The organism is Streptomyces sp. NPDC005898 (genome assembly GCF_040629635.1).
Taxonomy (GTDB): domain Bacteria; phylum Actinomycetota; class Actinomycetes; order Streptomycetales; family Streptomycetaceae; genus Streptomyces.
On sequence record NZ_JBEXWC010000026.1, the window covers coordinates 1 to 25,460 of the forward strand.

23 protein-coding genes are annotated in these 25,460 nt (G+C 73.1%); 7 read left to right on the plus strand and 16 right to left on the minus strand.

All coding sequences use genetic code 11. The features are described 5' to 3' along the window. Window positions 1-117 precede the first annotated feature (117 nt). The 12 genes from moeZ to ABZ385_RS27555 form a co-directional block, all read right to left on the minus strand. Window positions 118-1,296 (minus strand): adenylyltransferase/sulfurtransferase MoeZ, encoded by a 1,179-nt coding sequence (moeZ, locus tag ABZ385_RS27500; protein ID WP_358583245.1) that lies wholly within the window; start codon window positions 1,294-1,296, stop codon window positions 118-120. A 63-nt stretch (window positions 1,297-1,359) separates the two neighbouring features. Then, window positions 1,360-2,109: a spherulation-specific family 4 protein gene (locus ABZ385_RS27505; protein WP_358913642.1), complete on the minus strand. Its 750-nt coding sequence runs from the start codon at window positions 2,107-2,109 to the stop codon at window positions 1,360-1,362. Further along, window positions 2,097-3,050 carry an NAD-dependent epimerase/dehydratase family protein gene (locus ABZ385_RS27510; RefSeq protein ID WP_358913643.1) on the minus strand — a complete coding sequence of 318 codons (954 nt, stop codon included), beginning with the start codon at window positions 3,048-3,050 and terminating at the stop codon, window positions 2,097-2,099. Before ABZ385_RS27510 ends, ABZ385_RS27505 begins: the two co-directional genes overlap by 13 nt. 150 nt (window positions 3,051-3,200) lie before the next feature. Then, the gene (locus ABZ385_RS27515; protein ID WP_358913644.1) at window positions 3,201-4,301 is read right to left on the minus strand and encodes a hypothetical protein; all 1,101 of its coding nucleotides are present in this window, start codon (window positions 4,299-4,301) and stop codon (window positions 3,201-3,203) included. A 485-nt stretch (window positions 4,302-4,786) separates the two neighbouring features. Next, window positions 4,787-6,541, minus strand: coding sequence for a DUF3492 domain-containing protein (locus ABZ385_RS27520; RefSeq protein WP_358913645.1), 1,755 nt, complete (start codon window positions 6,539-6,541; stop codon window positions 4,787-4,789). A 201-nt stretch (window positions 6,542-6,742) separates the two neighbouring features. Then, entirely contained in the window at window positions 6,743-8,347 is a 1,605-nt protein-coding gene (locus tag ABZ385_RS27525; RefSeq protein WP_358913646.1) for an ABC transporter ATP-binding protein, read from the minus strand. Continuing rightward, window positions 8,344-9,351, minus strand: coding sequence for an ABC transporter permease (locus ABZ385_RS27530; RefSeq protein WP_358913647.1), 1,008 nt, complete (start codon window positions 9,349-9,351; stop codon window positions 8,344-8,346). The genes ABZ385_RS27525 and ABZ385_RS27530 overlap by 4 nt, the downstream gene beginning before the upstream one ends. Beyond that, window positions 9,348-10,286, minus strand: coding sequence for an ABC transporter permease (locus ABZ385_RS27535; RefSeq protein WP_358913648.1), 939 nt, complete (start codon window positions 10,284-10,286; stop codon window positions 9,348-9,350). Before ABZ385_RS27535 ends, ABZ385_RS27530 begins: the two co-directional genes overlap by 4 nt. After that, window positions 10,283-12,013: an ABC transporter substrate-binding protein gene (locus ABZ385_RS27540; RefSeq protein WP_358913649.1), complete on the minus strand. Its 1,731-nt coding sequence runs from the start codon at window positions 12,011-12,013 to the stop codon at window positions 10,283-10,285. Before ABZ385_RS27540 ends, ABZ385_RS27535 begins: the two co-directional genes overlap by 4 nt. A gap of 165 nt (window positions 12,014-12,178) precedes the next feature. After that, window positions 12,179-12,271 carry an Ms4533A family Cys-rich leader peptide gene (locus tag ABZ385_RS27545; RefSeq protein WP_358589930.1) on the minus strand — a complete coding sequence of 31 codons (93 nt, stop codon included), beginning with the start codon at window positions 12,269-12,271 and terminating at the stop codon, window positions 12,179-12,181. An 80-nt stretch (window positions 12,272-12,351) separates the two neighbouring features. Continuing rightward, window positions 12,352-13,566 carry a DUF3152 domain-containing protein gene (locus ABZ385_RS27550; RefSeq protein ID WP_358913650.1) on the minus strand — a complete coding sequence of 405 codons (1,215 nt, stop codon included), beginning with the start codon at window positions 13,564-13,566 and terminating at the stop codon, window positions 12,352-12,354. A 272-nt stretch (window positions 13,567-13,838) separates the two neighbouring features. Further along, a complete protein-coding gene (locus ABZ385_RS27555) occupies window positions 13,839-14,900 on the minus strand; it encodes an alpha/beta hydrolase (RefSeq protein ID WP_358590209.1) in 1,062 nt (353 codons plus the stop codon). A 169-nt stretch (window positions 14,901-15,069) separates the two neighbouring features. Between ABZ385_RS27555 and ABZ385_RS27560 the strand changes: the two genes are divergently transcribed. From ABZ385_RS27560 to ABZ385_RS27575, 4 genes are all read left to right on the plus strand, one after another. Beyond that, window positions 15,070-15,294 carry a hypothetical protein gene (locus ABZ385_RS27560; RefSeq protein WP_358590207.1) on the plus strand — a complete coding sequence of 75 codons (225 nt, stop codon included), beginning with the start codon at window positions 15,070-15,072 and terminating at the stop codon, window positions 15,292-15,294. Between the two features lie 267 nt (window positions 15,295-15,561). After that, entirely contained in the window at window positions 15,562-16,203 is a 642-nt protein-coding gene (locus ABZ385_RS27565; protein WP_358590205.1) for a TetR/AcrR family transcriptional regulator, read from the plus strand. A 138-nt stretch (window positions 16,204-16,341) separates the two neighbouring features. Beyond that, a complete protein-coding gene (locus ABZ385_RS27570; RefSeq protein ID WP_358590202.1) occupies window positions 16,342-16,569 on the plus strand; it encodes a DUF3107 domain-containing protein in 228 nt (75 codons plus the stop codon). Between the two features lie 200 nt (window positions 16,570-16,769). Then, window positions 16,770-17,039: a hypothetical protein gene (locus tag ABZ385_RS27575; RefSeq protein WP_358590200.1), complete on the plus strand. Its 270-nt coding sequence runs from the start codon at window positions 16,770-16,772 to the stop codon at window positions 17,037-17,039. A 34-nt stretch (window positions 17,040-17,073) separates the two neighbouring features. On the opposite strand, the gene ABZ385_RS27580 is transcribed toward ABZ385_RS27575, so the two are convergent. Next, window positions 17,074-17,832: a ferritin-like fold-containing protein gene (locus tag ABZ385_RS27580; protein WP_358590198.1), complete on the minus strand. Its 759-nt coding sequence runs from the start codon at window positions 17,830-17,832 to the stop codon at window positions 17,074-17,076. Between the two features lie 454 nt (window positions 17,833-18,286). Here ABZ385_RS27580 and ABZ385_RS27585 point away from each other — a divergent pair, with 454 nt between their 5' ends. Both ABZ385_RS27585 and ABZ385_RS27590 read left to right on the plus strand, forming a co-directional pair. Then, the gene (locus tag ABZ385_RS27585; RefSeq protein ID WP_358913651.1) at window positions 18,287-20,809 is read left to right on the plus strand and encodes a DEAD/DEAH box helicase; all 2,523 of its coding nucleotides are present in this window, start codon (window positions 18,287-18,289) and stop codon (window positions 20,807-20,809) included. 510 nt (window positions 20,810-21,319) lie between these two features. Beyond that, complete coding sequence (locus ABZ385_RS27590; RefSeq protein ID WP_358585483.1) at window positions 21,320-22,243, plus strand: alpha/beta hydrolase; 924 nt, start codon at window positions 21,320-21,322, stop codon at window positions 22,241-22,243. 35 nt (window positions 22,244-22,278) lie between these two features. Here the strand turns inward: ABZ385_RS27590 and ABZ385_RS27595 are convergent, their stop codons facing one another. Beyond that, on the minus strand, window positions 22,279-23,169 hold the full coding sequence (locus ABZ385_RS27595) for an NYN domain-containing protein (protein WP_358585528.1): 891 nt from the start codon (window positions 23,167-23,169) through the stop codon (window positions 22,279-22,281). Window positions 23,170-23,469: 300 nt separating this feature from the next. On the opposite strand from ABZ385_RS27595, the gene ABZ385_RS27600 reads away from it, so the two are divergent. Next, window positions 23,470-23,622: a hypothetical protein gene (locus ABZ385_RS27600; RefSeq protein WP_164551819.1), complete on the plus strand. Its 153-nt coding sequence runs from the start codon at window positions 23,470-23,472 to the stop codon at window positions 23,620-23,622. Window positions 23,623-23,715: 93 nt separating this feature from the next. Here the strand turns inward: ABZ385_RS27600 and ABZ385_RS27605 are convergent, their stop codons facing one another. Then, the gene (locus ABZ385_RS27605; protein WP_358585484.1) at window positions 23,716-24,321 is read right to left on the minus strand and encodes a MarC family protein; all 606 of its coding nucleotides are present in this window, start codon (window positions 24,319-24,321) and stop codon (window positions 23,716-23,718) included. Window positions 24,322-24,477: 156 nt separating this feature from the next. Further along, window positions 24,478-25,344 (minus strand): PHP domain-containing protein, encoded by an 867-nt coding sequence (locus ABZ385_RS27610; protein WP_358585486.1) that lies wholly within the window; start codon window positions 25,342-25,344, stop codon window positions 24,478-24,480. Window positions 25,345-25,460: the final 116 nt, after the last annotated feature.

Consider the following 25,460-nt stretch of genomic DNA (forward strand, 5'->3'; position numbering starts at 1 on the left):
CCGATACCACCAGTATCGGGGCGACCCTCCGCCTTGCGAGCGCACGCACCAGACGCCGCCAGGCCCGCCCTGCGGGCGGACGACGCTACTTTCACAACACGCCCTAGGGCGCTGTGCCTAGTAGACCGGCTTCTCGGGCTCGATCTGGTGGACCCAGCCGATCACGCCGCCGCCCACGTGGACCGCGTCGGAGAAGCCCGCCGACTTCAGGACGGCGAGGACTTCCGCACTGCGGACACCCGTCTTGCAGTGCAGGACGATCTTCTTGTCCTGCGGGAGGCTCTCCAGGGCGGTGCCCATGAGGAACTCGTTCTTGGGGATCAGCTTGGCGCCGGGGATCGAGACGATCTCGTACTCGTTGACCTCCCGGACATCGATGATCTCGATGTTCTCGCCCTCGTCGATCCACTCCTTGAGCTGCTTGGGAGTGATCGTCGAGCCTGCTGCCGCCTCCTGGGCCTCCTCGGACACGACGCCGCAGAAGGCCTCGTAGTCGATCAGCTCGGTGACGGTGGGGTTCTCGCCGCAGACCGCGCAGTCGGGGTCCTTGCGGACCTTGACCTGGCGGTACTGCATCTCCAGGGCGTCATAGATCATCAGGCGGCCGACCAGCGGCTCGCCCGTGCCCGTGAGGACCTTGATCGCCTCGGTGACCTGGATGGAGCCGATCGACGCGCACAGCACGCCGAGCACCCCGCCCTCGGCGCAGGAGGGGACCATGCCGGGCGGCGGCGGCTCCGGGTACAGGCAGCGGTAGCACGGGCCGTGCTCGGACCAGAAGACCGAGGCCTGGCCGTCGAAGCGGTAGATCGAACCCCACACGTACGGCTTGTTCAGGAGCACGCACGCGTCGTTGACCAGGTAACGGGTGGCGAAGTTGTCGGTGCCGTCGACGATCAGGTCGTACTGGGCGAAGATGTCCATCACGTTGTCGGCCTCGAGCCGCTCTTCGTGGAGGATCACGTTCACGTACGGGTTGATGCCGAGGACCGAGTCCTTCGCGGACTGCGCCTTCGAGCGGCCGATGTCCGCCTGGCTGTGGATGATCTGCCGCTGGAGGTTGGACTCGTCGACCTCGTCGAACTCCACGATGCCGAGCGTGCCGACACCGGCCGCGGCGAGGTACATCAGCGCCGGGGAGCCGAGGCCGCCGGCGCCGACGCACAGCACCTTGGCGTTCTTCAGCCGCTTCTGCCCGTCCATCCCGACATCGGGGATGATCAGGTGGCGGGAGTACCGGCGGACCTCGTCGACGGTGAGCTCAGAGGCGGGCTCGACCAGGGGTGGCAGCGACACGGGGACTCCGTTGGTCGGTTCCTACGTACGGTTGTTCTCTCCGTAACACTGCCACGCCCTTCTTCATTCCGAGACACCCGTTCCGATACGCGAGACAATTTCGTCCCAGTACGCGGGCATGGACTCCCAGGGAGCCCCCGCGCCCGCCCCCTCCACCCGGTCGGTGAAGTAGAGCGTGGAGGCGCCCTGCCAGCGGGCGATGCGCAGCGCCTCCTCCAGGTGCCCGCGCGGCACGCCGTGCACGAAGTGGCAGAAGCGCTCCGGTGGATGCTCGGCGGTCCACTCGGCCACCTGCGACCAGCGGTAATCGCTCCAGGGGCCGGCGAAGGTCACCAACTGGTCGCCCACCTCGGCGTATCCGGGATCCGGGTGCGTCCCGTGACCGAGCACGAGGTGGGCGTCGCCGACGAGCGTGCGCAGTGTGGCGGCGGTCCCGCGCACCTCGGGGAGCGCGGTCCGCTCCGTGGGACAGCGGTCCAGAAAGTAGCCGTCGACCTGGTACCAGTCGACGTAGCGGTGCGCGTCGCGGACCAGCTCCCCGAAGGGGCGTGCGCCGTAGCGCGCGTCGAGCTGGCCGAGCACGCGGACACCGGCGTTCCGCAGCCGTCCCGCCGCTTCCAGACAGTGTGGATCGGGCCGCTCGCCCGGGCCGTTCGCGACGTTCAGGACGACCCACTTCAAGGGGGTGCCCGGGCGGGTGAGTTCGGCCCATTCGGCGGGTGCGAGGAGCGGGTGGGCGAAGCCGGGGACGCCGAGGCCGACCCGTACGCCGGTGCTCGCGGAGCCCCTGGTGGGCCTGGTCAGATGCGACACGCGGCCTCCATCCAGATGTCGGCGAGCGACTCCTCCAGGTTGATCCGCGGCCGCCAGCCGAGCCGGTCGCGGGCGGTGCGCACATCGGCCTGCTGCCAGCTGCCGCAGCCGTCCGGGTAGGGGTACGCGGCCGGGGGCCCGTGCTCCCCCTCCGCGCGGGGGTGGCCGATGACGCCGCGGACGGGCACCTGGTCGAGTTCGTGCAGGGCGCCGCCGTATCCGGCGACGCGGGCGAGCACGGCGGCCGCGTCCCGCAGGCGCACGGCACGGCCCGAGCCGATGTTCACCACGCCCTGGGCGGCGGAGAGGGAGGCGGCGTGCACGGCGCGTGCCACGTCGCGTACGTCGACGAAGTCCCGCTGCACACCGAGGCCCCCGAGCTTCAGCTCGCCGTCCCCCGCCTGCATGGCGCGCCTCATGGCCTCGGCGAGCCGCCCGAGCGGCGAGCCCGCGGGCGTGCCGGGCCCGGCGGGCGAGAACACCCGCAGGACGACGGCGTCGAGCCCGGAGCCGAGGACCAGTTCGGTCGCCGCCAGCTTGCTGACGCCGTAGGGGCCGCCGGGCCTCGGCACGGCGTCCTCGGCGGTCGAGGAGCCCGGCTGGCTGGGCCCGTACTCGGCGCCGCAGCCCAGCTGGACCAGCCGCGCGCCGCAGCCGCTGCGGCGCAGGGCCTCGCAGACGGTGGCGACGGCGACGGTGTTGTGCCGCGTCAGCTCGCGGGCGCCGCCGCGGGTGGCGCCGGCGCAGTTGACGACGACGCCCGGGTGCACGGCGTCCAGGAAGCGGGTGAGCGCTCCGGGGCTGCCGCTGGCGAGGTCGAACCGTACGTCAGAGTCGTCGCCGCGGCCGAGGGCGGTGAGCTGCACCGCGGGGTCGGCGAGCAGCCGGTCGGCGACGAACCGGCCGAGGTATCCGTTGGCTCCGATCAGCAGCACCCTCATCGGGCGCCTCCCGGGGTGGCCGCGCGGACGCGGAGTCGACTACCGGTGGTCATCTGTCTTTCTCCTTAGGGATGGTGCCATGGGTCACGGGATGAGGCCCGCGGTGTCGGCCCCGCGGGAGAGTGGTCTGGCCGGTCGGTGGCCGGCGGCTCACATCGCGTCGCCGGGGACGGGGTGGGCCTGGGTGGGACCGGCGTGGGCCGAGGCCAGGGTCAAGGTCCTGAGCGCGTGGCTCAGGAGGGCGAGGGCGGCGGCCCCGCACACGGCGGCGGGGACGGCGCCGGGGCCCCAGGTGTCGACGGCCGCCGTGACGGGTGCCGCCACCGCGTCGCAGCCCGGCAGGCGGCCGGCGAACACGAGGGCCGAGGCTGTGGCTTCACCGGCGCCGGCGGCGCCCAGGAGCAGGGCGGGCGCCCGTACGGAGCCGTACACGCCGAGCAGCCGTGCGAGCAGCAGCAGGGCGCCGAGCGCGCCGGCCCCGGCGAGGGACGCGCCGGTGTCGGAGGTGTCGAGCAGGGCGTTCGTCGCGGCGAGCGACGCCCAGAGGGACACCGTGAGCGCGGCGAGGAACAGCGTGAGGACGCCGAGCAGCAACGGCCGTGCGGAGGCGGTGAAGTCGTCGAGCCCCCGGCTGGTCCGCAGCCGCCCCTGGGCGCGGACGGCGAAGAGCCGGGCGCACCAGGTCGCGGGGGCGACGGCGAGGGCGAGGCCGAGGAGCCCGGCAGTGGCGGGCCGCCAGAGGTCGTCCGGCCCGTCGGGACCGCCGGTGACGGCACTGCTCAGCAGGGCGTCGCCCAGAAGCGCGTACGCGAGGAGCCAGCACACCCACGCGCGTGCGGCGGGCGTCAGGCGGGCGCGGGCGGGGGCGCGCAGGGGGCCCTCGCGCAGGGCGATCCACAGCGCGAGGGCTATGGCGAGGGTGCCGGCGAGCGCCACGGCGAGCCGGGTGCCCGCGCTGGTCAGGCCGGTCCCGGCCACCGCCACCAGGCCCACCGCGCCGGGCGCCAGGGCGAACAGGGCCCGGCCCGGCGGCCCTTCGGGCACGGCGGGTCCCACGCCCTCGGGGGCACGGCATTCGTCGTCGCGGGGCACGCGCGCGTACATCTCCTCGGCCAGGGCGAACACATCCCGGTGCCGGTAACGCGCGGCCGCCCGGTCGGTCACGCCGTGCGCCTCCAGGCCGGCCGCGATCTCCAGCGGGTCGACGGCCCGCGCGCACAGCTCGCGATGCCGGTGCATCAGGGCCTTCACGGGATCGGCGCTCCCCCGGCGCGCTGCCCCGGCCCAAGAGGCCCGCCCTGGCCCGCCCGGACCCCCACCAACGCCGTCCGCGCACCCTCCGCCCGCGTCACCCACGCCGTCCGCGCGGGCGTCCCCACCGACGGCACCCACGCGCCCTCCCCCACCGACGCGCGCACGCCCTACGTCCACGCGCCCGGCGCCCACGCCGTCCGCGCGCCCCCCGCCGGTGTCGCCTGCACCGTCTGCGCGACCTCCCTCAACGTCACCCGCACGCCCCGCGCCCGCACCCGCGCCGCCCACAAACCCCGCACCCACGCACCCCGCGCGCCCCCCGCCCGCGTCCCCCACGCTCCCGGCGACGCCGACGTCCTCCCCGGGAAGAGAGTCCCCGCCCAATCTGAAGGCGGCGCCGAGAACCGACCGCCCCGCAGAGCAAGTGCCCTCCCCTTCGGCCGCCCTCGGCGCGTCCGCCGCCCGCACGCCGTCCCGCCGTGTCATACGGCGGCCCCCTTCAGCTGCTCCCGGCCATGCGTTTCGCGCGCGGCCCAGCTGGGCGCGTCGCCGCTCTCCTCGGCCGGCGCGGGGCCCACCGCGACCGCCCAGCGGCCCGGCACGTACGCCTCGGCCGGGGTCGCGAACGGCAGCGGTCCGCCCGCCGCGTCCACGGCGTCCCGGCGCACCGGGCAGTGCGAGACGATCTCCAGGTAGATGTCGCGGAAAGCCGCGACGTTCTGCTCGACGGTGAAGAGTTCGAGCGCTCGCGCCCGCGCGGCCGCCCCCAGGCGCGCACAGCGCTCGGGGTCACGCAGGAGCGCCCCGCACGCCTCGGCGAGCGCCTGCGGATTGCGCGGCGGCACGACGAGCCCCGTGCCGCCGATCACCTCCACCACCGCGCCGACGTCCGTCGAGACGGTCGCGCGCCCGCAGAACATGGCCTCCACCAGGGCGGCCGGAAAGCCTTCGACAACGCTGGAGAGGACCACGACGGCGCCCGTGGCGTAGACGCCGGCCGGCTCCGGTGCCTCGGGACCGCCGATCTCCTCGAACGAGACGGGGTTGTCGTCGACGGCGTGCGCATCCTGTGCCTCGTCGGGGAAGAGCTGCGCGGCGAGCGCCCGGCAGTGCGCGAGATACTCCGCGGCCCCGGGCTCCTCGGCGGGTGCCCCGACGATCCGCAGCCGGGCCCTCGGCTCCCGGCCGCGCACCTCGGCGAAGGCGTGCAGCAGGGAGACCAGGTCCTTGGCGGGCTCGACGCGGCCGACCCACAGGAGGGTGTAGGGGTCGGCGGTGTCCTGGCCCCGCTCGCCGGTCTCGCGGAAGTCGTCGCAGTCCATGCCGGGATGGACCGTGCGCAGCTTGGCCCGGTCGGCGCCGCAGCGCTCCTGCCAGCGGCGGGCGTGGGCGTCGCCGGGGGTGATCAGGACGGCCCGGTCGTACACCTCGGCGGCGAGGCGGGCGTGGAAGGCGGCGAGCAGCGCCCGGACCGGCGCACTCAGGTCCATGCGGCCCGCGGCGAGGTGGTGCGCGCGCAGCCGCACGCCGTACTCGGTCACGAGCAGCGGCACGCCCGCGAAGTGCCGGGCGAGCAGGCCGGGCAGCGCCGCGGGTCCGCCGGAGGTGGCGTGGCACAGGTCGGCGGCGCCGAGGGCGTCGTCCCCGTACCAGTCGAGGGAGAGCGGGCGCAGCGCCCGCTCCATCAGGCCGGCGGCGACGAGCAGGTCGGCGACGCGCGCGGTGCGGGCGGCGGGCAGTGCACCGGGCGCGCGGCAGGCGCTTTCCAGCGCGCGCACGGCGGCTTCCGAGCGCAGGGCGCCGACCAGGCCGCCCTCTTCGCGGGCGAGGTCGGCGAGGCCGTACAGCGCGCTGGCGAAACGGTCCGCCACATCGTCGGAGTCGGCCCCGTGCGCCGGGTCCGGGCGCGGCGCGCCGCCGGCTCCGCCCCGGCAGACCACGTCGGCGAGCTCCGCGAAGCACTCCGCGAACCGGTGCCGTGCCCGTCGTCCCCGGCCGCCGCGCGGGCCCGCGCCCTGGAGGGCCGCGTCGTCGGTGGTCCACAGCGACGCCGTGCGCACCCGGGTGACGTGCGGCGGGAGGTCGAGGCGGCCCGAGGCCTCCTGGCGGGCGTCGCGGCCGAGCGCGTAGAGGTCGAACTCGTGCTGCCCGAGCCCGCGCACGAGCCGGTCGCACCAGAGCCGGCCCTCACCACTCACATACGGATAGCCACCCTCCGTAAGCAGTGCAACGCGCACGAGCGCACCCCCGATCTCCCGTTTGGGGAGCCGCCGTTGAGTCGGCGGCCCGCAGCGGGAAGAACGTATGCGGTCCTGCCGGTGGCGCGACGGACGGTTGTCCATCGCGCCACCAAAAGGGGTGAACGGCCGTAACTTTCCCGTGCCGGTGGCGTTCTGTCGCGCTATGGCGGCAGGAAGGGCCCGTTCCACCGCGGACCGTCAGGCGGCGGCCGGCTCCGTGCGGGCCCCGCGCCGCAGCGCGACCGTCTCCGGATCGAGCGAGGGCACGGCGGTGAGCAGCTGCCTGGTGTACGGGTCGCGCGGTGAGCCGTAGACCTCGTCGACGGGCCCGTACTCGACGAGCCGGCCGCGCCTGAGCACGGCGACCCGGTCGCTGACCTGGCGTACGACCGCGAGATCGTGCGCGATGAAGACCAGCGCCAGGCCGAGGTCCCGCTGCAGTTCCGCGAGGAGAGCAGTGATCTGGGCCTGGGTCGTCACGTCGAGCGCGGACACCGGTTCGTCGCACACGATGAGGCGCGGTTCGGCGGCGAGCGCCCGCGCGATGCCGACGCGCTGGCGCTGACCGCCACTGAACTGGTGCGGATAGCGGTCGTAGTGCGCCGGTTCGAGCCCCACGCGCTCCAAGAGCTCCCGCACGCGCCCCCGTACGAAGGTGTCGCTCGCGCCCCTGGCACGCAGCGGGTCGGCGACGGACTCGCCGATCGAGCGGCGGGGGTTGAGCGAGGCGACGGGGTCCTGGAACACCATCTGCACGGCGGGGTCCACGCGGCCGCCGGGCCGCTCCACGCCTTCGTGGCGCAGCTTCCCCGCGCTCGGCTCCAGGAGGCCCACGAGCATGCGCCCGAGCGTGGTCTTGCCGCTGCCGCTCTCGCCCACGACGCCGAGGGTCTCCCCGCGGCGGACGCTGAGCGTGACGTCGTCGACGGCGGTGACGGCGCGCTTCCCGTGGCCGAACTCCCGGCGCAGGCCCACCGCTTCGAGCACCACTTCCCCGCTCGTGCGGGGCGAGGGGGGTTTCGGCGGTGCGTCGAGCCGTGGCACGGCGCTCAGCAGCTCCCGGGTGTACGGCCGCCGGGGCGCCCTCAGGACGTCCCGCACCGCGCCCCGCTCCACTTCCCGCCCGCCCCGCACGACCAGGACCTCCTCGGCGCTCTCCGCCGCGACGCCCACGTCGTGGGTGATCAGGAGCAGGCCCATCCCGGTCTCGTTCCGCAGCGCGTGCAGCAGGTCGAGGATCTGGGCCTGGACGGTGACGTCGAGGGCGGTGGTGGGCTCGTCGGCGATCAGCAGTTCCGGTTCGCAGGCCAGCGCCATGGCGATGAGCGCGCGTTGGCGCATGCCGCCGCTGAACTCGTGCGGGCGCGAGCGGGCCCGGCGTACGGGATCGGGGATGCCGACCCGGTCGAGCACCCGCACGGCACGCGCGCGTGCCGCCCGCCGGGAGGCGCCGGTGTGCACGCGGTACACCTCGGCGATCTGGTCGCCCACCGCGAAGTACGGGTCGAGGGAGGAGAGCGGGTCCTGGAAGACCATCGCCGCCTTCCCGCCGCGCAGCCGCCGCAGCTGTGCCGGCGACGCCTCCTGTACGTCGACGCCGGCGACCCGCACGGATCCCTTGACGCGCGCGCCCGTGCCGCGGTGCAGCCCGAGCAGCGCGGACGCCACGGTCGACTTGCCGGACCCGGACTCGCCCACGAGGGCGAGCGCGCGGCCCGCCTCCAGGGTGAAGGAGAGCCCGTCCACGGCGCGTACGCCGGAGTCGAACTCCACGCCCAGGTCCCTCACGCGCACGAGGTTCATGTCAGCACCACCCGTCGGTCGGCCACCGCGTACAGCACGTCCGCGACGGCATTGGCGAGCACCACGAAGAAGCCGGTGACCATGACCAGGCCGACCACCACCGGCAGGTCGACGGACTTCACCGCCTGCACGAGTTCGCGCCCGAGGCCGGGGAGCCCGAACAGCGACTCGGTGAGCATCGCGCCGCCGAACAGCGACCCGAAGCCGTTCGCGGTCAGGGCGATGACCGGGGCCAGCGCGCCCCGCAGGGCGTGCCTGCCGACGATCGCCCGCTCCCCGACGCCGTACGCGCGAAAGGTCCGCACGTGGTCGTCGGCGAGCGTCTCCAGCATCGCGGAGCGGGTCACCCGGGCGTATGTGGCGGCCTCGACCAGCACGAGCGCCAGCCAGGGCAGGAGCAGGTTCCAGGCCCACTGGGTCGGGTCGTCGCCGAAGTCCACGTACTGCGGGAAGGGCAGCCATTGGAGCTGACCGCAGACGACGATCATCAGCAGCAGGCCGACCACGAAGACCGGCGTGGCGGTGCCCGCGAGGGTGAGGGCGGTCAGGACGCGCTCGCCGAGTCGGCCGCGCCGCCACACGGACAGGACGCCGGTGCCGACCCCGAGGGCCAGCCACAGCACCATCGCGCCGACCGCCAGCGAGGCGGTGACCGGCAGCTTGGCCGCGATCAGCGCGGTGACCTGCTGGTCGCTCTGGTAGGAGACGCCGAGGCAGGGCGCGCCGCAGTGCTCCACGCCGGTGCCGGTGGAGTAGTCGTGGCCGGTGAACAGGCCCTGGAGGAAGTCCGCGTAGCGCACGTACAGCGGGTCGTCGAGGCGCAGTTGCGCGGCGACCTGGTGGACCTGCGCGGGCGAGCAGCGGGGGCCGCAGGTGATCTGGGCGACGTCGCCGGGAGCGACGTAGAACACCGCGTAGATGATCACGGAGAGGGCGAGGAGCGTGCCGAGGGCGCCGGCGAGGCGCCGCAGCAGGAAGGCGGTGAGCCGCCGGGACCCGCTCACGCGGGGGCCTCCTCCCTCTTGCGTCCGGTGCCGATGCGCAGCCGGGAGGCGGCCCGCGGGTCCAGCGCCGTGCGCACGCCGTCCCCGAGCACGGTGAGGGCGAGCACGGTCACGAACAGGGCGCCCGCCGGGAGCAGCAGGTACTGCGGGGCCGCCTGGTACCAGACGTCCGCGGCCGTGAGCATCTGCCCCCACGAGGGGGTCGGCGGTCGCACGCCGACGCCGAGGAAGGAGAGCGCGGCCTCGACGGTGATGTTGGCGGGGGCGAGCAGCGCGGCGTAGGTGAGGACGGGTGCGGCGAGGGCGGGCAGCAGTTCGCGCCGGGCGACGCGCACGGAGCCCCAGCCGCTGAGCCGTGCGGCGGCCACGTGGTCGAGTGCCTTGAGCGTGACCGTCTGCGCGCGCACGACCTTGGCGACGCTGCCCCAGGCGAGGAGGCCGATGACCAGGGCGACGAGCACAGGCCGCGGGAATCCGCTCGGCACGACCGTCATCAGCGCGAGCGCGAGGACGGTCAGCGGCAGGGCCACGACGACGTCGGTGGCGCGGCTGAGCACCTGGTCGAGCCGGTGGCCGCCGAATCCGGCGGCGACGCCGACCGCGACACCGATGGTCACCTGGACGACGGTCGCGGCGAGCGCGACGCCGAGGGAGACCCGTGCGCCGTGGACGAGCCGGGCGAAGAGGTCGCGCCCGGTCTGCGGTTCGACGCCGAGCCAGTGGTCGCCGCTGATCCCGCCGAAGGGGCCGATGGGCACCCCGCCGCGCGCCGAGTCGACCAGGTCGGGGTGGTACGTGGTGGGGTCCTGCCCCTCCAGGGCCGTGAGGAGGGGCGCGGCGAGCGCCACGAACACAAGCAGCGCGACGACTCCCGCCGCGGCCAGGGCGGCCGGCTGCTCGCGCAGCCGCCGCCAGAGGGCGGTCTTGCCGGTCATGACGACTTCACCGCGACCTGGGAGACGTCGAGGACACCGGTCCAGTCGCTGATCACGACGTTCCGGACGTCCTTGCCGTACAGCCGCTTGTAGACCGGGTGGAGGAGCGGCACGGTCAGGGCCCGGCGGCCGATCTTCTTGTCGAGGGCGCCCCAGCGCGCCGCGGCGGCGTCCAGGTCGGTCAGCTCGTTGATCTCGTCGATCTCGTGGTTGACGGCCTTGTCGTCCAGGAAGCCCGTGTTGAAGTTGGCGCCGTCCTTCACGATCTGGCGTCCGTCGAAGATCGGGGCGATGAAGGGGCCGCCGGAGGGCCAGTCGGCGCCCCAGCCCGAGAGGAACAGGCCGGGCTCGTGGTCGACGTCGTGGATCCGGTCGGAGTAGTCGTTGTCCTCCAGGCCGTCCAGTTCGACCGTGATGCCGGCCTTCTTCAGGGCGTCCTGTACCGCGGTCGCGACCTCCGGGCCCGTCTCGTCGTTCTTGGCGTTGGAGTGCGTGAGCCGGATGGTCAGGCCGTTCTCGTGACCGGCTTCCTTCAGCAGCCGCCTGGCCTTCCTCGGGTTGCCGGAGGCGCCCGCCGGGAAGTGGTCGTACTCCGTGTGTCCGAAGGCCTTCTGGTCCGGCAGGAAGGTGGTGGCGGGCTCGGCGAGCGAGGAGCCGCCGGCGGCGTTGACGACCGAGGAGCGGTCCACGGCGTACGCGATGGCCTGGCGCACCTTGGGGTCGTCGAAGGGCTTCACCTTGGGGTTGAAGGCGAGGTAGTTCGTGTAGCCGAAGTGTCCGGTGCCGACGTGGGCGGCCAGGTCCTTGTCGCCGCTGACCTTGGCGAGTTCGGCCGGGCCGAGGTTGGTGTCGGTGGTGACGGCGGCGGCGTCCGCGCCCCGGCCCGCGGCGAGCCGCTGGTTGATGACGGACGCGTCGAGCCCGGAGCGTACGTCGATGGCGTCCGGGTAGGCCTTGCGCTCCGCGTCGGTCGCGGCGGACCAGTGGGGGTTGCGCTCCAGCCGCAGCCGCTCCCCGTCGCGTTCGTTCCCGACGACCTTGTAGGGGCCCGAGGAGAGGGGGTGCTCCTCGTACTTCGTGCCCTTGTCCTTGCTCCTGGGGACGGGTGCGAACTGCGTCTGGGTGGCGAGGAAGGGGAACTCCCCCTCGGGCTTGTTCAGATGGAAGACGATGGTCCGCTCGTCCGGGGTCTCGATCGACGCGAGTCCCTTGCCGCTCTTGTCCTTGTAGGGCCCCTGGTAGGTGTCGCCGCCGACGAGCCAGTCCCGCAAGTAGGGTGCGCCACCGCTGAGTTCGGCGGCGAAGGACCGCTCGATGCCGTACTTCACGTCGGCGGTGGTGATCGGCGAACCGTCCTCGTACTTGAGCCCCTTCTTCAGGGTGTACGTCCACACCGTGGCGTTCTTGCTCGGTCTGCCGAGGTCCGTCGCGAGGTCGGGGACGACCTTCGCGCCCTTCGCGCCGGCCTCGCGGTTGCGGGTGGTCAGGGTGCGGAAGACGAGGCCCGGTATGTTGCCGCCGCCGGAGGTGTAGAGCCGCGCGGGGTCGAAGTCGGTCTGTGGGGCGCTGTTGAGGACGGTGAGCGTGCCGCCCTTGGCGGGGGTCTTCTCCGCGCCACCGCCGGCGTCGGCGTCCCGCGGACCGGCGCAGGCGGCGGTGCCCGAGGCGAGGATTAGACTGACGGATGCCGCGGCCACGCGGCGGGCGATGGCGGACGATTGACGCATCGGAGGCGACCTCTCGGGGAAAACGCCGCGCGAAGGCGGCTGATCAGCGGAAATGGAGCAGAGCTGACCCCGGAGAGGGTGCGGGGAAAAAGCGGCACCGGGCCGTGCGGGAAGGCAGGGCTCAGGGGCGGCCGGAAATGAGCGACGCACTCGCCGGGGCGGGCGTCAGCAACAGTGGACGTCGGACACGCAGAGCGCGGTCACGCCGAGCAGCGCCAGCTCGATGGCTGCGCTCGAAGGGGCGTGACGGTTCGACATGCGCAGAAATATGAACGAATTCCCGGCGGATGTCAAAGCGCGGATGTCAAAGCGGCGGGCGCCTGCCGCCCGCCGCCACCTCAACTCTTCGGAAAGGCCCAGGGATTGGCCTTGCACTTGATCCCGTCGTGGTCCAGGAACTTGGTCTGCTGCTGCATGACGGGCGCGAGGTCCCCGTCCTTCGCGCAGTCGGTGTGGTCGAAGCCGAGCCGGTGGCCGACCTCGTGGTTGATCAGCATCTGGCGGTAGGGGCGCAGGGCGTTGCCGAAGGTCTTCTTGACCTCGTCGCCGTAGGTCTTGGCGCCCTGTGCCCACCGATATCCGTTGATCATCACGCGGTCCGTCGCCGCGGAATCGCACGACACATTGTCCTGCGCCGTGTCGAGCCCCGATTTCGCGCACCAGGCCGCGGTCGTCCCGGGGCTCGCCAGCGTGATGACGAAATCAGGTTTGCCGGACGAGACGCGCTCGAAGGTGCGGGCGCCGCCATGGGCCCAACTCCGGTCGTCGTTCAGGGTCTTCTGCACCGCCTGCGCGAACAGTCCGCCGTCGAGACCGAGCCCCTTTTCGACGTCGACGCGATACCGGAACAGCTGCCCCTTTCCGGGTGCCTTGTCGAATCCGGCGACCGCCTCGAATTCACCGGACGCCTGCAACTTGGGGTCCAGGGGATATCTCTCGCCGAGCTTCTGCTCGTACGTCATCCGGGCCAGATCCGGTTTCACGGCGGGGCCCCCGGGCGGCGGGCGCTCGTCGGAGCGTGAGGCGGAGTCCCCGGCGTCGCGCGCGCCGTCGCCGGGGGCGGCCTGCGGCCTGTCGTCGGAGCCGCCCGCGCCGTCGCGGACCTGGCCCGCGAGGAACGCCGCGAGCAGAAGGGTCACGGCGGCCGCGCCCCCGGTGAGCAGGCGCGCACGCCCGCCCTTCCGGCCGCCGCCGGCCACGACGGCCCCCTCGCCGCGAGGCTCGGGGACGTCGCTCCAGTCGGTGACGGAGGCGTAGGGGTCACCCTCCGGGAACGCCTCCATGTAGTCCTGCCGAGGAGCGGATCGATCCTGCCGCAGGGCGGTGCGGGCCCGCCGCGGGGTGGGGCGGTCCTGCCCCGGGGTGGGGCGGTCCTGCCCCGGGGTGGGGCGGTCCTGCCGAGGTCGCGGCATGCCGCGCTCGGCACCGCCCGGCTCGCCCTGCTCGGGGTGCCCGCCACGGACGCGCGGGAGCCCATGGGCCGGTGTCGCGCGCGCGGACTCATGCGTGGAGGTCTCGTGCGCGGGGGTTCCCTTGGCGGGCGTCCCGTACACAGGGATCTCCTCGCCGGCGTCCAAGGCGGTGCGCCTGCGGCGCCCGGTACCGGGCGCCGACTGCGGGGCCGGGGCCGGGGCGCGGCGCGCCGGCGGGGGGCTCGAGGCGCCCGTGCCGTCAGGGACGCTCTCGTCGGGGGTGCCGTGGTCAGAGGCACTGTGGTCAGGAGAGCCCTGATCAGGAGAGCCGTGGTCAGGGCTGCCGTGGTCAGGAATGCTGGCCGAAGAGGCGCTCGCCGGGTCGCGGCGGCTGTGTCGTCCCACGCGCCGCCTCAGCTCCCCGAACCCGTACGGGAGTCACGCGAGGCTCTGGAGTCACGGGGAGTGCCGGAGTCACGGGAGGCACTGGAGCCACCGGAGGACTCCGGGGTGCTCGGCTCCTCTCCCAGTTCGACGAGCAGTTCACGGAATGCCGTGGCCACGCTCTGCGGGTCCTCCATCATCGGCAGATGCCCCGCCTCGGGCAGCGTGAGCAGCCGCGAGTCGCGGAACGCGGCATTGGCCTTGCGGGCCATGCGGTACGAGACGAGGAGGTCCCGCCCGCCGTAGACGAGCAGGGTCGGCGCGAGGACCCGCTCGGCCTGCCGCCAGAGGCCGTGCTGGCCGCCCAGCGTGTACGCGTTCACGATGCCGCGCGCCGAGCGGGTCATCGCGTCCCAGAAGTAGGGGAGCCGCAGCCTGCGCTCCATCTCCCGCACCGCCGCGTCGAAGCCCTCCGCCGTCACCTTGGCCGGGTCGCCGTAACAGAGGCCCAGCATCCCGCGCACCCGCTGCTCGGCCGACCACTCCTTGGTGAGCCGCATGAAGAGGGTGGCGACGCCCGGCACGGCGAGCAGCCCCGTCGGCACTGCCGTGCGCTGCACCCGCAGCTCGGGCAGGGCGGGCGAGAGCAGGGTGAGCGTACGGACGAGGTCGGGGCGCACGGCGGCGACGCGCGTCGTGATCGCGCCGCCCAGAGAGTTCCCGAAGAGGTGGACGGGACCGCGGGCGCGGGCGTCGAGGTAACGGATGACGGCGCGGGCGTGCCCGGTGATCGAGTAGTCCCCGTCGTCCGGCGGGGGCGAGTCCCCGAACCCGGGCAGGTCGATCGCCTCGCAGTCGACGACGTCCTCCAGCAGCGGCATCAGCGCCGACCAGTTCTGCGAGGAGCCGCCGAGGCCGTGCACGTACAGCGCGGGCGGGAGTCCTTCCCGGGCCGGGGGCCGGGAACGCACCGTCAGCGTGAGCCCGGGCAGGCCGATCGAGCCGAGCCGCTCGCCCTCCGCGACCGCCACGGCACCGGGCTTGGGCGCGGCGGTGGCGGCCAGCAGGTTCGGCAGCTCGGTGGAAGACATGCGGCAATGTTACGAGACGATCACGTCCGGACTCACGTGTTCGCCGTCACAGACCGCACACGGATCGCGTAGCGCCTCATCCGGGTGTCTCCTACGCTCATAGAAAGCGGGCGATGAGGGCACTCGCATCACGAAGGGCCGTCAGTACCGCGAGGGAAGAGAGCAACACATGAGTGTCGATCCGACCGATCCCGAGACCTTCGAGACGGAAGAGAGCACGACCGGAGCCGAGGCCGGCGTGGAGGCACCGGAGGCGGACACCGCCGAGCAGCACACCGACCTCGCTCCCAGCGGGGACGACTCGCTGCGGGACGCCGACCCGAACGCCGCGAGCGAGGCGGACCTGGCCGAGCAGGCCCGCGTGGTCGACCTCGACGAGGACGACTACCGCTGACCGCCCGGGGGCCGGGGCGGCCCGCGCCGGTCCGGCGGGGTCACGCCCACCGGCGGCCGCCCCGCCCCCGCTTACCCCGGTCCTGTGCACCTCCGTACCCCCTGACCGGCCGACCTGGCCGTGTTTGCCCTGCTACGCACCGCGGCGGAGGCCTTCTGCGGTTGTCCAGTCCATGAAATTCTGCGTCCGCACCGCGCACATCGCTGTTACCGAAAAGTACGATGGCGACGCGGGCGCACACCGCACATCGGACGATTGGGAGGCGGCGTGACAGCCATCGAGCAGACAGAGGCGGCACGCCCGCGGGGCACACGCCTGCCGCGCCGTGCCCGACGGAACCAACTTCTCGGCGCGGCCCAGGAAGTTTTCGTCGCACAGGGTTACCACGCGGCGGCGATGGACGACATCGCCGAGCGCGCCGGGGTCAGCAAGCCGGTGCTCTACCAGCACTTCCCCGGCAAGCTGGACCTCTATCTCGCCCTGCTCGACCAGCACTGCGAGTCACTGCTCCAGTCGGTCCGCACGGCGCTGGCGTCCACCACGGACAACAAGCTGCGCGTGGCCGCGACGATGGACGCCTACTTCGCGTACGTCGAGAACGAGGGCGGCGCGTTCCGTCTGGTCTTCGAGTCGGACCTGACGAACGAGACGGCGGTCCGCGAGCGCGTGGACCGCGTGACGCTCCAGTGCGCGGAGGCGATCTGCGAGGTGATCGCCGAGGACACCGGCCTGCCGAGGGACGAGGCGATGCTGCTCGCCGTCGGCCTCGGCGGCTATTCGCAGGTCGTCGCCCGCTACTGGCTGGCCAGCGGCAGCACGGTCCCGCGCGACAAGGCGGTGGAGCTGCTGACGTCGCTCGCCTGGCGCGGCATCGCGGGCTTCCCGCTGCACGGCACCGAGGGCCACTGACGGCGCGCGCTTTGTTCCCGTTCCGTGTTCGCTACCGGCGTTCATGGCGGCGGTCCTCCGCATCGCCTCACCGGGCTAATGTGTGCTGGGTACGGCGCGGACGGCCGCGCACAGACTGAGCGTCGGAGGGACAAAGCCGTGGAGGTCAAGATCGGCGTGCAGTACGCGCCCCGCGAGATCGTGCTGGAGAGCGGCCAGAGCGCCGAGGAAGTCGAGACCGCGGTGTCCGAGGCGCTGACCGGCAAGTCGCCGCTGCTGAGCCTCGTGGACGACCACGGCCGCAAGGTCCTGGTTCCGGCCGACCGCCTCGCGTACGTGGAGCTCGGCGAGCCCACCGCGCGCAAGGTGGGCTTCAGCGCCCTGTAAGGGGACGCCCGCGGAACACGCGGACAGGCAGCACGAGTACGACAGTTGTCACAGCAGTCGTATCGCGTACGACGAGTGCGGCCCGGTGGTTGTCGACCACCGGGCCGCACTCGTCTGTTGTTGCTGGAGGGTTGCGTTCCGGCCACCTTGGGTACACCGGCTACGACCGATTCGCACCGGCCGCGAGGGAGGGCATCACCGTGATCCTGGAAGCATTCGGCTCCGCTCTGCTGGGTTTCGCCCTGTCCTGGGCCACCGCGCACCGCCTGGCGCACCGGCTGCCCGCGCGCAGCCTCGTCCTGTCGACGGGCCCCGTGGGCGCCCTCATCGGCGCCTTCATCACCCACATGGCGCTGGGTCCCGGCCACGCGCCCGCGACCCTGCTGGGAGCGCTGACCGTCTCGGTGGCCCTGCTCTCCCTGCTGATCCGCCCCACCCGGGGCAGCCTGCACCGCTCGGCGACGGCGTAGGAGCGCCCCCGGAGGGGCGCCCGCCGGCCGCGCGCTAGGCGGCCAGGCCCAGCGCGGCCATCCGCTTGGTGTGCGCCTCGGTGATGCGGGAGAACATCCGGCCGACCTCCGCGAGGTCGAACCCGTCGGCGACCCCGCCCACCAGCATGGTGGAGAGCGCGTCCCGGTCCGCGACGACCCGCTGGGACTGCGAGAGGGCCTCGCCCATCAGCCGCCGCGCCCACAGCGCGAGCCGCCCGCCGAGCCGCGGATCGGCGTCGATGGCGGCCCGGACCTTCTCCACGGCGAAGCTGGCGTGCCCGGTGTCGTCGAGGACGCCGAGCACGAGCCGGCGCGTGTCGCCGTCGAGACGGGCCGCCACCTCCCGGTAGAAGTCACTGGCGATGGAGTCGCCCACGTACGCCTTGACCAGGCCCTCCAGCCAGTCGGACGGCGCGGTCTGCCGGTGGAAGCCGTCGAGCGCCGCCACGAACGGCTGCATGGCCTCGGTCGGCTCCGCGCCGATCGCCGAGAGCCGGTCCCGCAACTGCTCGAAATGGTGGAATTCCGCCGACGCCATCTTCGCCAGCTCCGCCTTGTCGCCGAGCGTCGGCGCCAGCTTCGCGTCCTCGGCGAGCCGTTCGAACGCCGCCAGCTCCCCGTAGGCGAGCGCGCCGAGCAGATCGACGACCGCGGCGCGGTAGTGCGGCTCGGTGGACGCTTTCGCCCAGTCCTGGGCGGCGATCCCGGTGGGTTCGGCGGGGGTTTCGGCGGCGGATTCAGCGGCGGTGTCAGGCGTCTCCATGAAGCGCACAATAGCCCGCCTGCCGTAAGGCGTAAGGTCCCGGTCAGTCGGTGTGACAACGACCATGTGACGAATTCGCCGGACACGCATGCGAGATTCCGGGGTACAGTGGTAAAGCGCCTGCCGAATATTCGACGGGCGGTATGAATGAGGATGCCCGGTCGGTGGCCCGATCGGCTCCGACCCGACAGCCCTCCGGGCGGTACGCGCAGCTGCGTACGGCACGAGGAGGGAACCTCAGCGGTAAGAGCGCTCGAGCGCAGGCAGTGGTCCCGCGCCCCCGGCCCGCCCCCCAAGCAGCCGGCGGTAGTGGCACGGTCACGACCCCCAGCGTTCGCCTCACGCCGCGTCTCACAGAAGAGGCATAGCCCTGACTACGACTTTCCGAGAGCTCGGGATTCTTCCCGAGACAGCCGAAGCCCTTGAAGCCGTCGGCATCATCACCCCCTTCCCCATCCAGGAGATGACGCTCCCCGTCGCCCTTTCGGGCAAGGACGTCATCGGCCAGGCCAAGACCGGCACCGGCAAGACGCTCGGCTTCGGCCTGCCGCTCCTGGAGCGCGTGATCGTCCCCGCCGACGTCGAGGCGGGCCGCGCCGAGCCCGAGCAGCTGACCGAGGCGCCGCAGGCCCTCATCGTCGTCCCCACCCGCGAGCTGTGCCAGCAGGTGACGAACGACCTCCTGACCGCCGGCAAGGCGCGCAACGTCCGCGTCCTCGCCATATACGGCGGCCGTGCCTACGAGCCGCAGGTCGAGGCCCTCAAGAAGGGCATCGACATCGTCGTCGGCACCCCCGGTCGTCTCCTCGACCTCGCGGGCCAGCGCAAGCTCGACCTCAAGCACGTCAAGTGCCTCGTCCTGGACGAGGCCGACGAGATGCTCGACCTGGGCTTCCTGCCCGACGTCGAGCGCATCATCAACATGCTGCCGCCGAAGCGTCAGACGATGCTGTTCTCGGCGACCATGCCGGGTGCCGTCATCGGCCTGGCCCGCCGCTACATGTCGCAGCCCACGCACATCCGCGCCACCGCGCCGGACGACGAGGGCCAGACGGTCGCGAACACCGAGCAGTTCGTCTACCGCGCGCACAACATGGACAAGCCCGAGATGGTCTCGCGCATCCTGCAGGCCGAGGGCCGCGGACTCGCGATGATCTTCTGCCGTACGAAGCGGACGGCCGCGGACATCGCCGAGCAGCTCGAGCGCCGGGGCTTCGCCGCGGGCGCCGTGCACGGCGACCTCGGCCAGGGCGCGCGCGAGCAGGCGCTGCGGGCGTTCCGCAACGGCAAGGTCGACGTGCTCGTCTGCACGGACGTCGCCGCGCGCGGCATCGACGTCGGTGGCGTCACGCACGTCATCAACTACCAGTCCCCCGAGGACGAGAAGACCTACCTGCACCGCATCGGCCGCACCGGCCGCGCGGGCGCCAAGGGCATCGCGATCACGCTGGTCGACTGGGACGACATCCCGCGCTGGCAGCTGATCAACAAGGCGCTGGAGCTGGGCTTCAGCGACCCGGTCGAGACGTACTCCAGCTCTCCGCACCTGTACGAGGAGCTGAAGATCCCGGCGGGCACCAAGGGTGTGCTGCCGCGCGGCGAGCGGACCCGTGCGGGTCTGGGCGCGGAGGAGATCGAGGACCTCGGCGAGACCGGTGGGCGCGGCCGCGGTGGCCGTCCCGCGCGGGGTGGCGGCCGTACGCAGGACCGTGACCGTGACCGTTCTGCCTCGGGCTCGGGCTCGGGCCCCGGCTCGGCCTCGGCCTCGACCGAGCGGGAGCGTCCCGCGCGTACGCCGCGGCGTCGTCGTCGCACGCGGGCCGGCAGCCCGCTGGACGCGGCCCAGGCCACGCCCACGGCGTCCACTGCGCCCACGGCAGCGCCGGTCGCCTCGCCCGTCGAGGCCGTCAGCGAGCCGACGGAGTCGCGCACCCCGCGTCGTCGCCGGCGCACGCGTGGCGGCGCGTCGGAGACCCCGGTCGCGGCCGAGGTCGTGACGGCAGCCGTCACCACGGAGGCTCCGGTCGCCGCCCCCGAGGCGGAGCCCGCGCAGACCCCGGCCCCGGCGACGAAGCCGCGCCGCCGCACGCGGAAGGCCGCGGAGCCGGTGACGGAGGTTCCGGTCGCGGAAGCGGCGGTGGCGGAGGCCCCCGCAGTGGAGAAGCCGAAGCGCCGTACGCGCAAGGCGACCGCCGAGGCCGAGGCCCCCGTGGCGGAGGCTCCGGCGGAGGAGAAGCCGAAGCGCCGCACCCGCAAGGCCACCACCCCGGTCGCCGAGGCCCCTGTAGCCGAGGCTCCGGCGGAGGAGAAGCCCAAGCGCCGCACCCGCAAGACGGCGGAAGCCGTCACGGAGACGGAGGCCACGGCCGCACCGGCCGAGGCCGAGGAAAAGCCGAAGCGCCGCACCCGCAAGGCCACCACCCCGACCGCCGAGGCCCCCGCAACGGAGACCCCGGCGGAAGAGAAGCCGAAGCGCCGCACCCGCAAGGCCACCACCTCCACTGCCGAGGCTCCCGTAGCCGAGACTCCGGCGGAGGAGAAGCCCAAGCGCCGCACCCGCAAGACGGCGGAAACCGCCACGGAGACGGAGGCCCCGGCAGCGGAGACCCCGGTGGAGGAGAAGCCGAAGCGCCGCACCCGCAAGGCCACCACCCCGACCGCCGAGGCCCCCGCAGCGGAGACCCCGGCGGAGGAGAGGCCCAAGCGCCGCACCCGCAAGGCAACAGCCGCCACCCCGGCCGTGGACGCGCCCGAGGCGGAAGCCCCGGCGGCGGACAAGCCGAAGCGACGCACCCGCAAGACCGCGGACGCCGCCACGGAGACGGCCGCCGTGGCGGAGATCCCCGCTCAGTCGACGGAGGAGCCGAAGCCGCGTCGCCGTACGCGCAAGGCGACGGCCGCCGCACCCGCGACGGACGCACCCGAGGCGGAGGCCCCGGCGCCGCGTCGACGCACGCGCAAGAAGGCGGAGACGGCGGACAACTGACGCCCACCCTCCCCGGCATACGAAGGCCCGCCCCCACCAGGGGCGGGCCTTCGCCCGTCCCGGAAAAGTTCCGAGGCCGCCCCCACCAGCCACCCGACGCGGAGCAACGGGCCGGCGGGCGGCTACCCGCCGCGAAGCGGCAAAGCACCACGCCCACAACCCAACCCGGAGCAACGGGCCGGCGGGCGGAAACCCCGCCGCGAAGCGGCAAAGCACTACGCCCACGACTCGACCCAGAGCAACGGGCGGGCGGGTGGGAACCCCGCCGCGAAGCGGCAAAGCACCACGCCCACGACTCGACCCGGAGCAACGGGCGGGCGGGTGGGAAATCCGCCGCGAAGCGGCGAAGCACTACGCCCACAACCCAACCCGGAGCAACGGGCGGGCGGGCGGGAAATCCGCCGCGAAGCGGCGAGGCACCCCTCACGAAACGGCGCGGCCCGACCGCAAAGACCCCGGCCCCCCAAGTCCGCCCAAGGCCCAGGGGCCAGAACCCGTTAGCCTCACCCCATGAGCAGGCCACCCACCTTCACGCCGCCCCCTTGCGCGACCCGCCGCACCCTCCACACCGCCCGCGGCGACTTCGCCGTCCTGGACGCCCTCCCGCCCGCCGGCACCGAGGTCAGCGGCACCGCTCTCCTGCTCCCCGGCTTCACCGGCAGCAAGGAGGACTTCATCGCCCTCCTGGCACCTCTGGCCGCCGCCGGCTACCGCGCCGTCGCCGTGGACGGCCGCGGCCAGTACGAGACGCCCGGCCCCGACGACGAATCGGCGTACGCGCAGGCGGAGTTGGCCCAGGACGTCCTGGCGCAAGCGGCGGCCCTACCGGAGACGGCGGCCCCGTCACAGGCGGCGGAGGGGAAGCCCCACCTCCTCGGCCACTCCCTCGGCGGCCAGATCGCCCGCGCCGCCGCCCTCCTGGCGCCCGGCGCCTTCGCCTCCCTCACCCTCATGTCCTCCGGGCCCGCCGCGATCGTCCCGGCGCAGCAGACCCGCGCCAAGATGCTGGCGGACGCCCTCACGGCCCTGTCGATGGAGGTGGTGTGGGAGGCGATGCGGGCCATGGAGCCGCCGCCCCCGCAGGACGCGGACACCGGCGGTGCCAGAACGGACGGCGGGGACGACAGCGAGGCCCTGCGCGCCCGCTGGCTGCGCCACAATCCCGCCCAGCTCATCGCCACCGGCAGGCAGCTCTCCATGGAGCCGGACCGGGTGGCCGAGTTGGCCGCCGTCCCGCTGCCCAAGCACGTGATCTCGGGCGAGCGCGACGACACCTGGCCCGTGCCGCTCCTGGACGACATGGCCCGCCGCCTGGACGCCCACCGCACGGTGATCCACGGCGCCGAGCACTCCCCCAACACGGACCGCCCCGAGAAAACGGCCGCGGCCCTGATCGCCTTCTGGGACGGCCTCACCCCCCGCCGGGACGGCTGACCCGGGCCCGGCCCGCACCGCCCCGGGGGCGACCCTCAGTACTGCGTACGCAAGTGCTCCCAGAACCCGTCCCGCAGGGCCCTGCGCAGCTCGGACTGCCCCCGCAGCGAGTACTCCAGCAGCCGCTCCGCCTCCACCAGCAGCTCCTGGTCCACTGAGCCGGGCAGGTACGGATGCCCGGGCAGCAGCCCGACGAGCGCCTCGCGCCCCCGGGCCGCCAGCCACTTCGCGGCGATCTGCGCGCCGACGAAGCGGACGTCCTCGCGGGAGGGCCGCTGCGGGGAGGCCCCCGACTCGTACGCCAGGACGGCGCGCCGCGACACGTACGGCTTGAAGAAGTCCAGGTCGAACGTCCGCTGGCTGTCGACCTCCCACAGCAGCGGCTCCGCCTGGTTGCGCCCGTCGGGCGCCTCGATGCCCCACAGGTGCACCCGCGCCCCGTACCCCTGCGCCGCCTCGACCGCCGACACGAGGTCCTCGTCGCCGCCGATGAGCGCCGCGTCGCTGATGGCGCGGTGTCGGGCCAGTGACTCCAGGTCGCTGCGGATGAGGGAGTCGACGCCCTTCTGCTGGTTGTTGGCGTTGAGGTTGCCGAGCCGGACCTTGACGTCGGGCAGCTCGGCGATCGACTGCTGCTCGGCGGTGTGGATGCGGCGCCTGGCCCCATCGTACCAGTAGACGCGCAGCAGGCGGCTGTCCGCGAAGATCGTGCGGGCCTTGTCGATGAGCGCGTCGATGAGGCCCTGGGCGTCGAGGTCGAAGGACCGCCGGTCCTCGGTCCCGGCGGCGAGCCGGCCCGCGGCCGCGTACAGGTACCCGGCGTCGACGAAGATCGCGTGCGTCGACGGTGTCTTCGCCACCTCGGCGAGCACGCGGGCGAGCAGCGCGTTGGCGCGCTCCAGCTGGGCGCTGATGTGTTCCGCCATGTGAGCGGCGGAGTCGGCGGTGCCGGCGGTGCCGGCGGTTCTGTGTTCGACGTCGTCCATAGGGAACCCAGTCTCCCGCTGGTCACACAGCGAACACAAACGGTGCCGCTACCAGCGAGTAATTAGGGACTCGAAAAATTTCTTTAGCGTAGGGAATGTTTGCAGGGGGCAACTCGTTGTACCCATCAGGAACGCGGGGCACTGTAGCCACGCGACCCCCACTTCACGGGACGGGCAGCAGGCCCGACCGACCCCAGTAGTTCTCCTCCAGGAGGATGACCAGACGAAGGGAGAAGCCATATGCGCTTCGAAATCATGCGACTCGACGACGTCGACGGCAACGCCGTGGACAGTACCGTCGTGGACGCCGCCTCCGTCAACCGGATCGTGCAGCAGGCCGCAGCGATCGGCCAGCGGATCTACATCCGCCCGGCCGACTCCTCGGCCTCATGACGCAGTAACGCAGTAACGCAGACGTCGCAGGGCCCCCGTACGCACGCCGTACGGGGGCCCTTCGTGTGTCCGCGCCCGGGGCGGGCCGGGGCCTCAGCTCCCGTTGATCACCTGCGTCACGCCGTTGATGATCTGCTGCACCGCGATCGCGGAGAGCATCATGCCGGCGAGCCGCGTCACGAGCACCACGCCGCCGTCCTTGATGACCCGGATGATCAGCAGCGAGTACCGCATCACCAGCCACAGCACCATGTGCATGGCCACGATCGCCGACCAGACGGAGATCTGCGTGCCGATGCTGTCGGCGTCCTGGACCGCCAGGATCACCGAGACGATCGCGCCGGGTCCGGCGAGCAGCGGCATGCCGAGCGGTACGAGCGCGACATTGACGTCCTTGGTCTGCTTCGGCTCGTCCGTCTTGCCGGTGAGCAGGTCGAGCGCGATGAGCAGCAGCAGGAGGCCGCCCGCGATCATCAGCGCGGGGACGGAGACGTGCAGGTAGTCGAGGATCTGGTGGCCCACGACACCGAAGACGGCGATGACGCCGAAGGCGACGCAGACGGCCTGGAAGGCCATCCGCTGCTGCACCTTGGCGGGCCGGCCCGCGGTCAGGCCGAGGAAGATCGGGGTGATCCCCGGGGGGTCCATGATCACGAAGAGGGTGAGGAAGAGGGAGCCGAAGACGGCGACGTCGAACACAGTGATGGCCTTGCGGAGAGTCGTACGAAGGAGCCGCACCGGAGGTCGCCGGGCGCAGGGCGCGGCGGCCACCGGCCCGGAACAGCGGAACGGTGGAGCGGAGGGTGGGGTGAGGGCGGGGGCGGGCGTGGGGCCGGGCGCGCGGACGCGCGGGCGTTACGCGGCCGGGCTTCCGCCCGCGCCGGGCACGGGGAACGCCCCGGTGGCGCGGCGGGTGATCTCGCCGTAGATCTCGGGGTCGGTGGTGAACTCGCCGAGCACGCAGGTCTTGCGGCTGCCGTGGTAGTCGCTGGAGCCGGTGACCAGCAGGCCGAGGTCCGCCGCGAGGGCGCGCAGCCGGGTGCGGGTCTCGGGGGCGTGGTCCATGTGATCGACCTCGACGCCGTCCAGGCCCGCCGCGGCGAGGGCGGCTATCGCGTCCTCGGGCACCACCTGGCCGCGCTTGACGGCGGCGGGGTGCGCGAAGACGGTGACGCCGCCGGCCGCCTTGACCAGGCGGATCGCCTCGAAGGGGTCCAGCTCGTGCTTCTGGGCGTACGCGCGGCCGCCGTCGGCGAGCCACTCGGGCGTGAAGGCGTCGGAGACGGTGGGCACGACGCCCAGCTCGACGAGGGCCTCGGCGATGTGCGGGCGGCCGACCGAGCCGTCCCCCGCGATACGGGCGACCTGTTCCCAGGTCACGTCGACACCCAGCCGCTGAAGCCTGCCGACCATGGCCTTCGCGCGCGGCACCCGGTCGTCGCGCACCAGTTCGCGCTCGCGGGCCAGTTCCGGCTCGTCGGGGTCGAAGAGGTACGCCAGCATGTGCAGGCCCACGCCGTCGAGGCGGCAGGAGAGTTCGGCGCCGGTGACGAGGGTCAGGCCGGGCGGCAGGGCGGCGATCGCTTCCGCGTACCCGCGCGTCGTGTCGTGGTCGGTCAGCGCGACGACGTCGAGACCGGCGGCCGACGCGTTGCGCACCAGCTCGGCCGGGGTGTCCGTGCCGTCGGAGGCGGTGGAGTGAGTGTGCAGATCGATGCGCACGGCGCTGACTCCAGGCTCTGACGGGGCGGACGAAGGGGACGCTCAAGGATAACGGGAATCGAACGCTCCCCCTCCCGGCCCGAAAGAGGCCTCGCTCACCTCGCGACGGGCCCCGG

Bases quoted from the DNA above. Each gene is read 5' to 3' on its own strand.
- ABZ385_RS27525 (WP_358913646.1), bottom strand. From the start codon at position 8,347: ATGAACCTCGTGCGCGTGAGGGACCTGGGCGTGGAGTTCGACTCCGGC.
- ABZ385_RS27590 (WP_358585483.1), top strand. From the start codon at position 21,320: ATGAGCAGGCCACCCACCTTCACGCCGCCCCCTTGCGCGACCCGCCGC.
- ABZ385_RS27560 (WP_358590207.1), top strand. From the start codon at position 15,070: ATGAGTGTCGATCCGACCGATCCCGAGACCTTCGAGACGGAAGAGAGC.
- ABZ385_RS27595 (WP_358585528.1), bottom strand. From the start codon at position 23,169: ATGGCGGAACACATCAGCGCCCAGCTGGAGCGCGCCAACGCGCTGCTC.
- ABZ385_RS27510 (WP_358913643.1), bottom strand. From the start codon at position 3,050: ATGAGGGTGCTGCTGATCGGAGCCAACGGATACCTCGGCCGGTTCGTC.
- ABZ385_RS27545 (WP_358589930.1), bottom strand. From the start codon at position 12,271: ATGTCGAACCGTCACGCCCCTTCGAGCGCAGCCATCGAGCTGGCGCTG.
- ABZ385_RS27540 (WP_358913649.1), bottom strand. From the start codon at position 12,013: ATGCGTCAATCGTCCGCCATCGCCCGCCGCGTGGCCGCGGCATCCGTC.
- ABZ385_RS27555 (WP_358590209.1), bottom strand. From the start codon at position 14,900: ATGTCTTCCACCGAGCTGCCGAACCTGCTGGCCGCCACCGCCGCGCCC.
- ABZ385_RS27585 (WP_358913651.1), top strand. From the start codon at position 18,287: ATGACGCTCCCCGTCGCCCTTTCGGGCAAGGACGTCATCGGCCAGGCC.
- ABZ385_RS27535 (WP_358913648.1), bottom strand. From the start codon at position 10,286: ATGACCGGCAAGACCGCCCTCTGGCGGCGGCTGCGCGAGCAGCCGGCC.
- ABZ385_RS27600 (WP_164551819.1), top strand. From the start codon at position 23,470: ATGCGCTTCGAAATCATGCGACTCGACGACGTCGACGGCAACGCCGTG.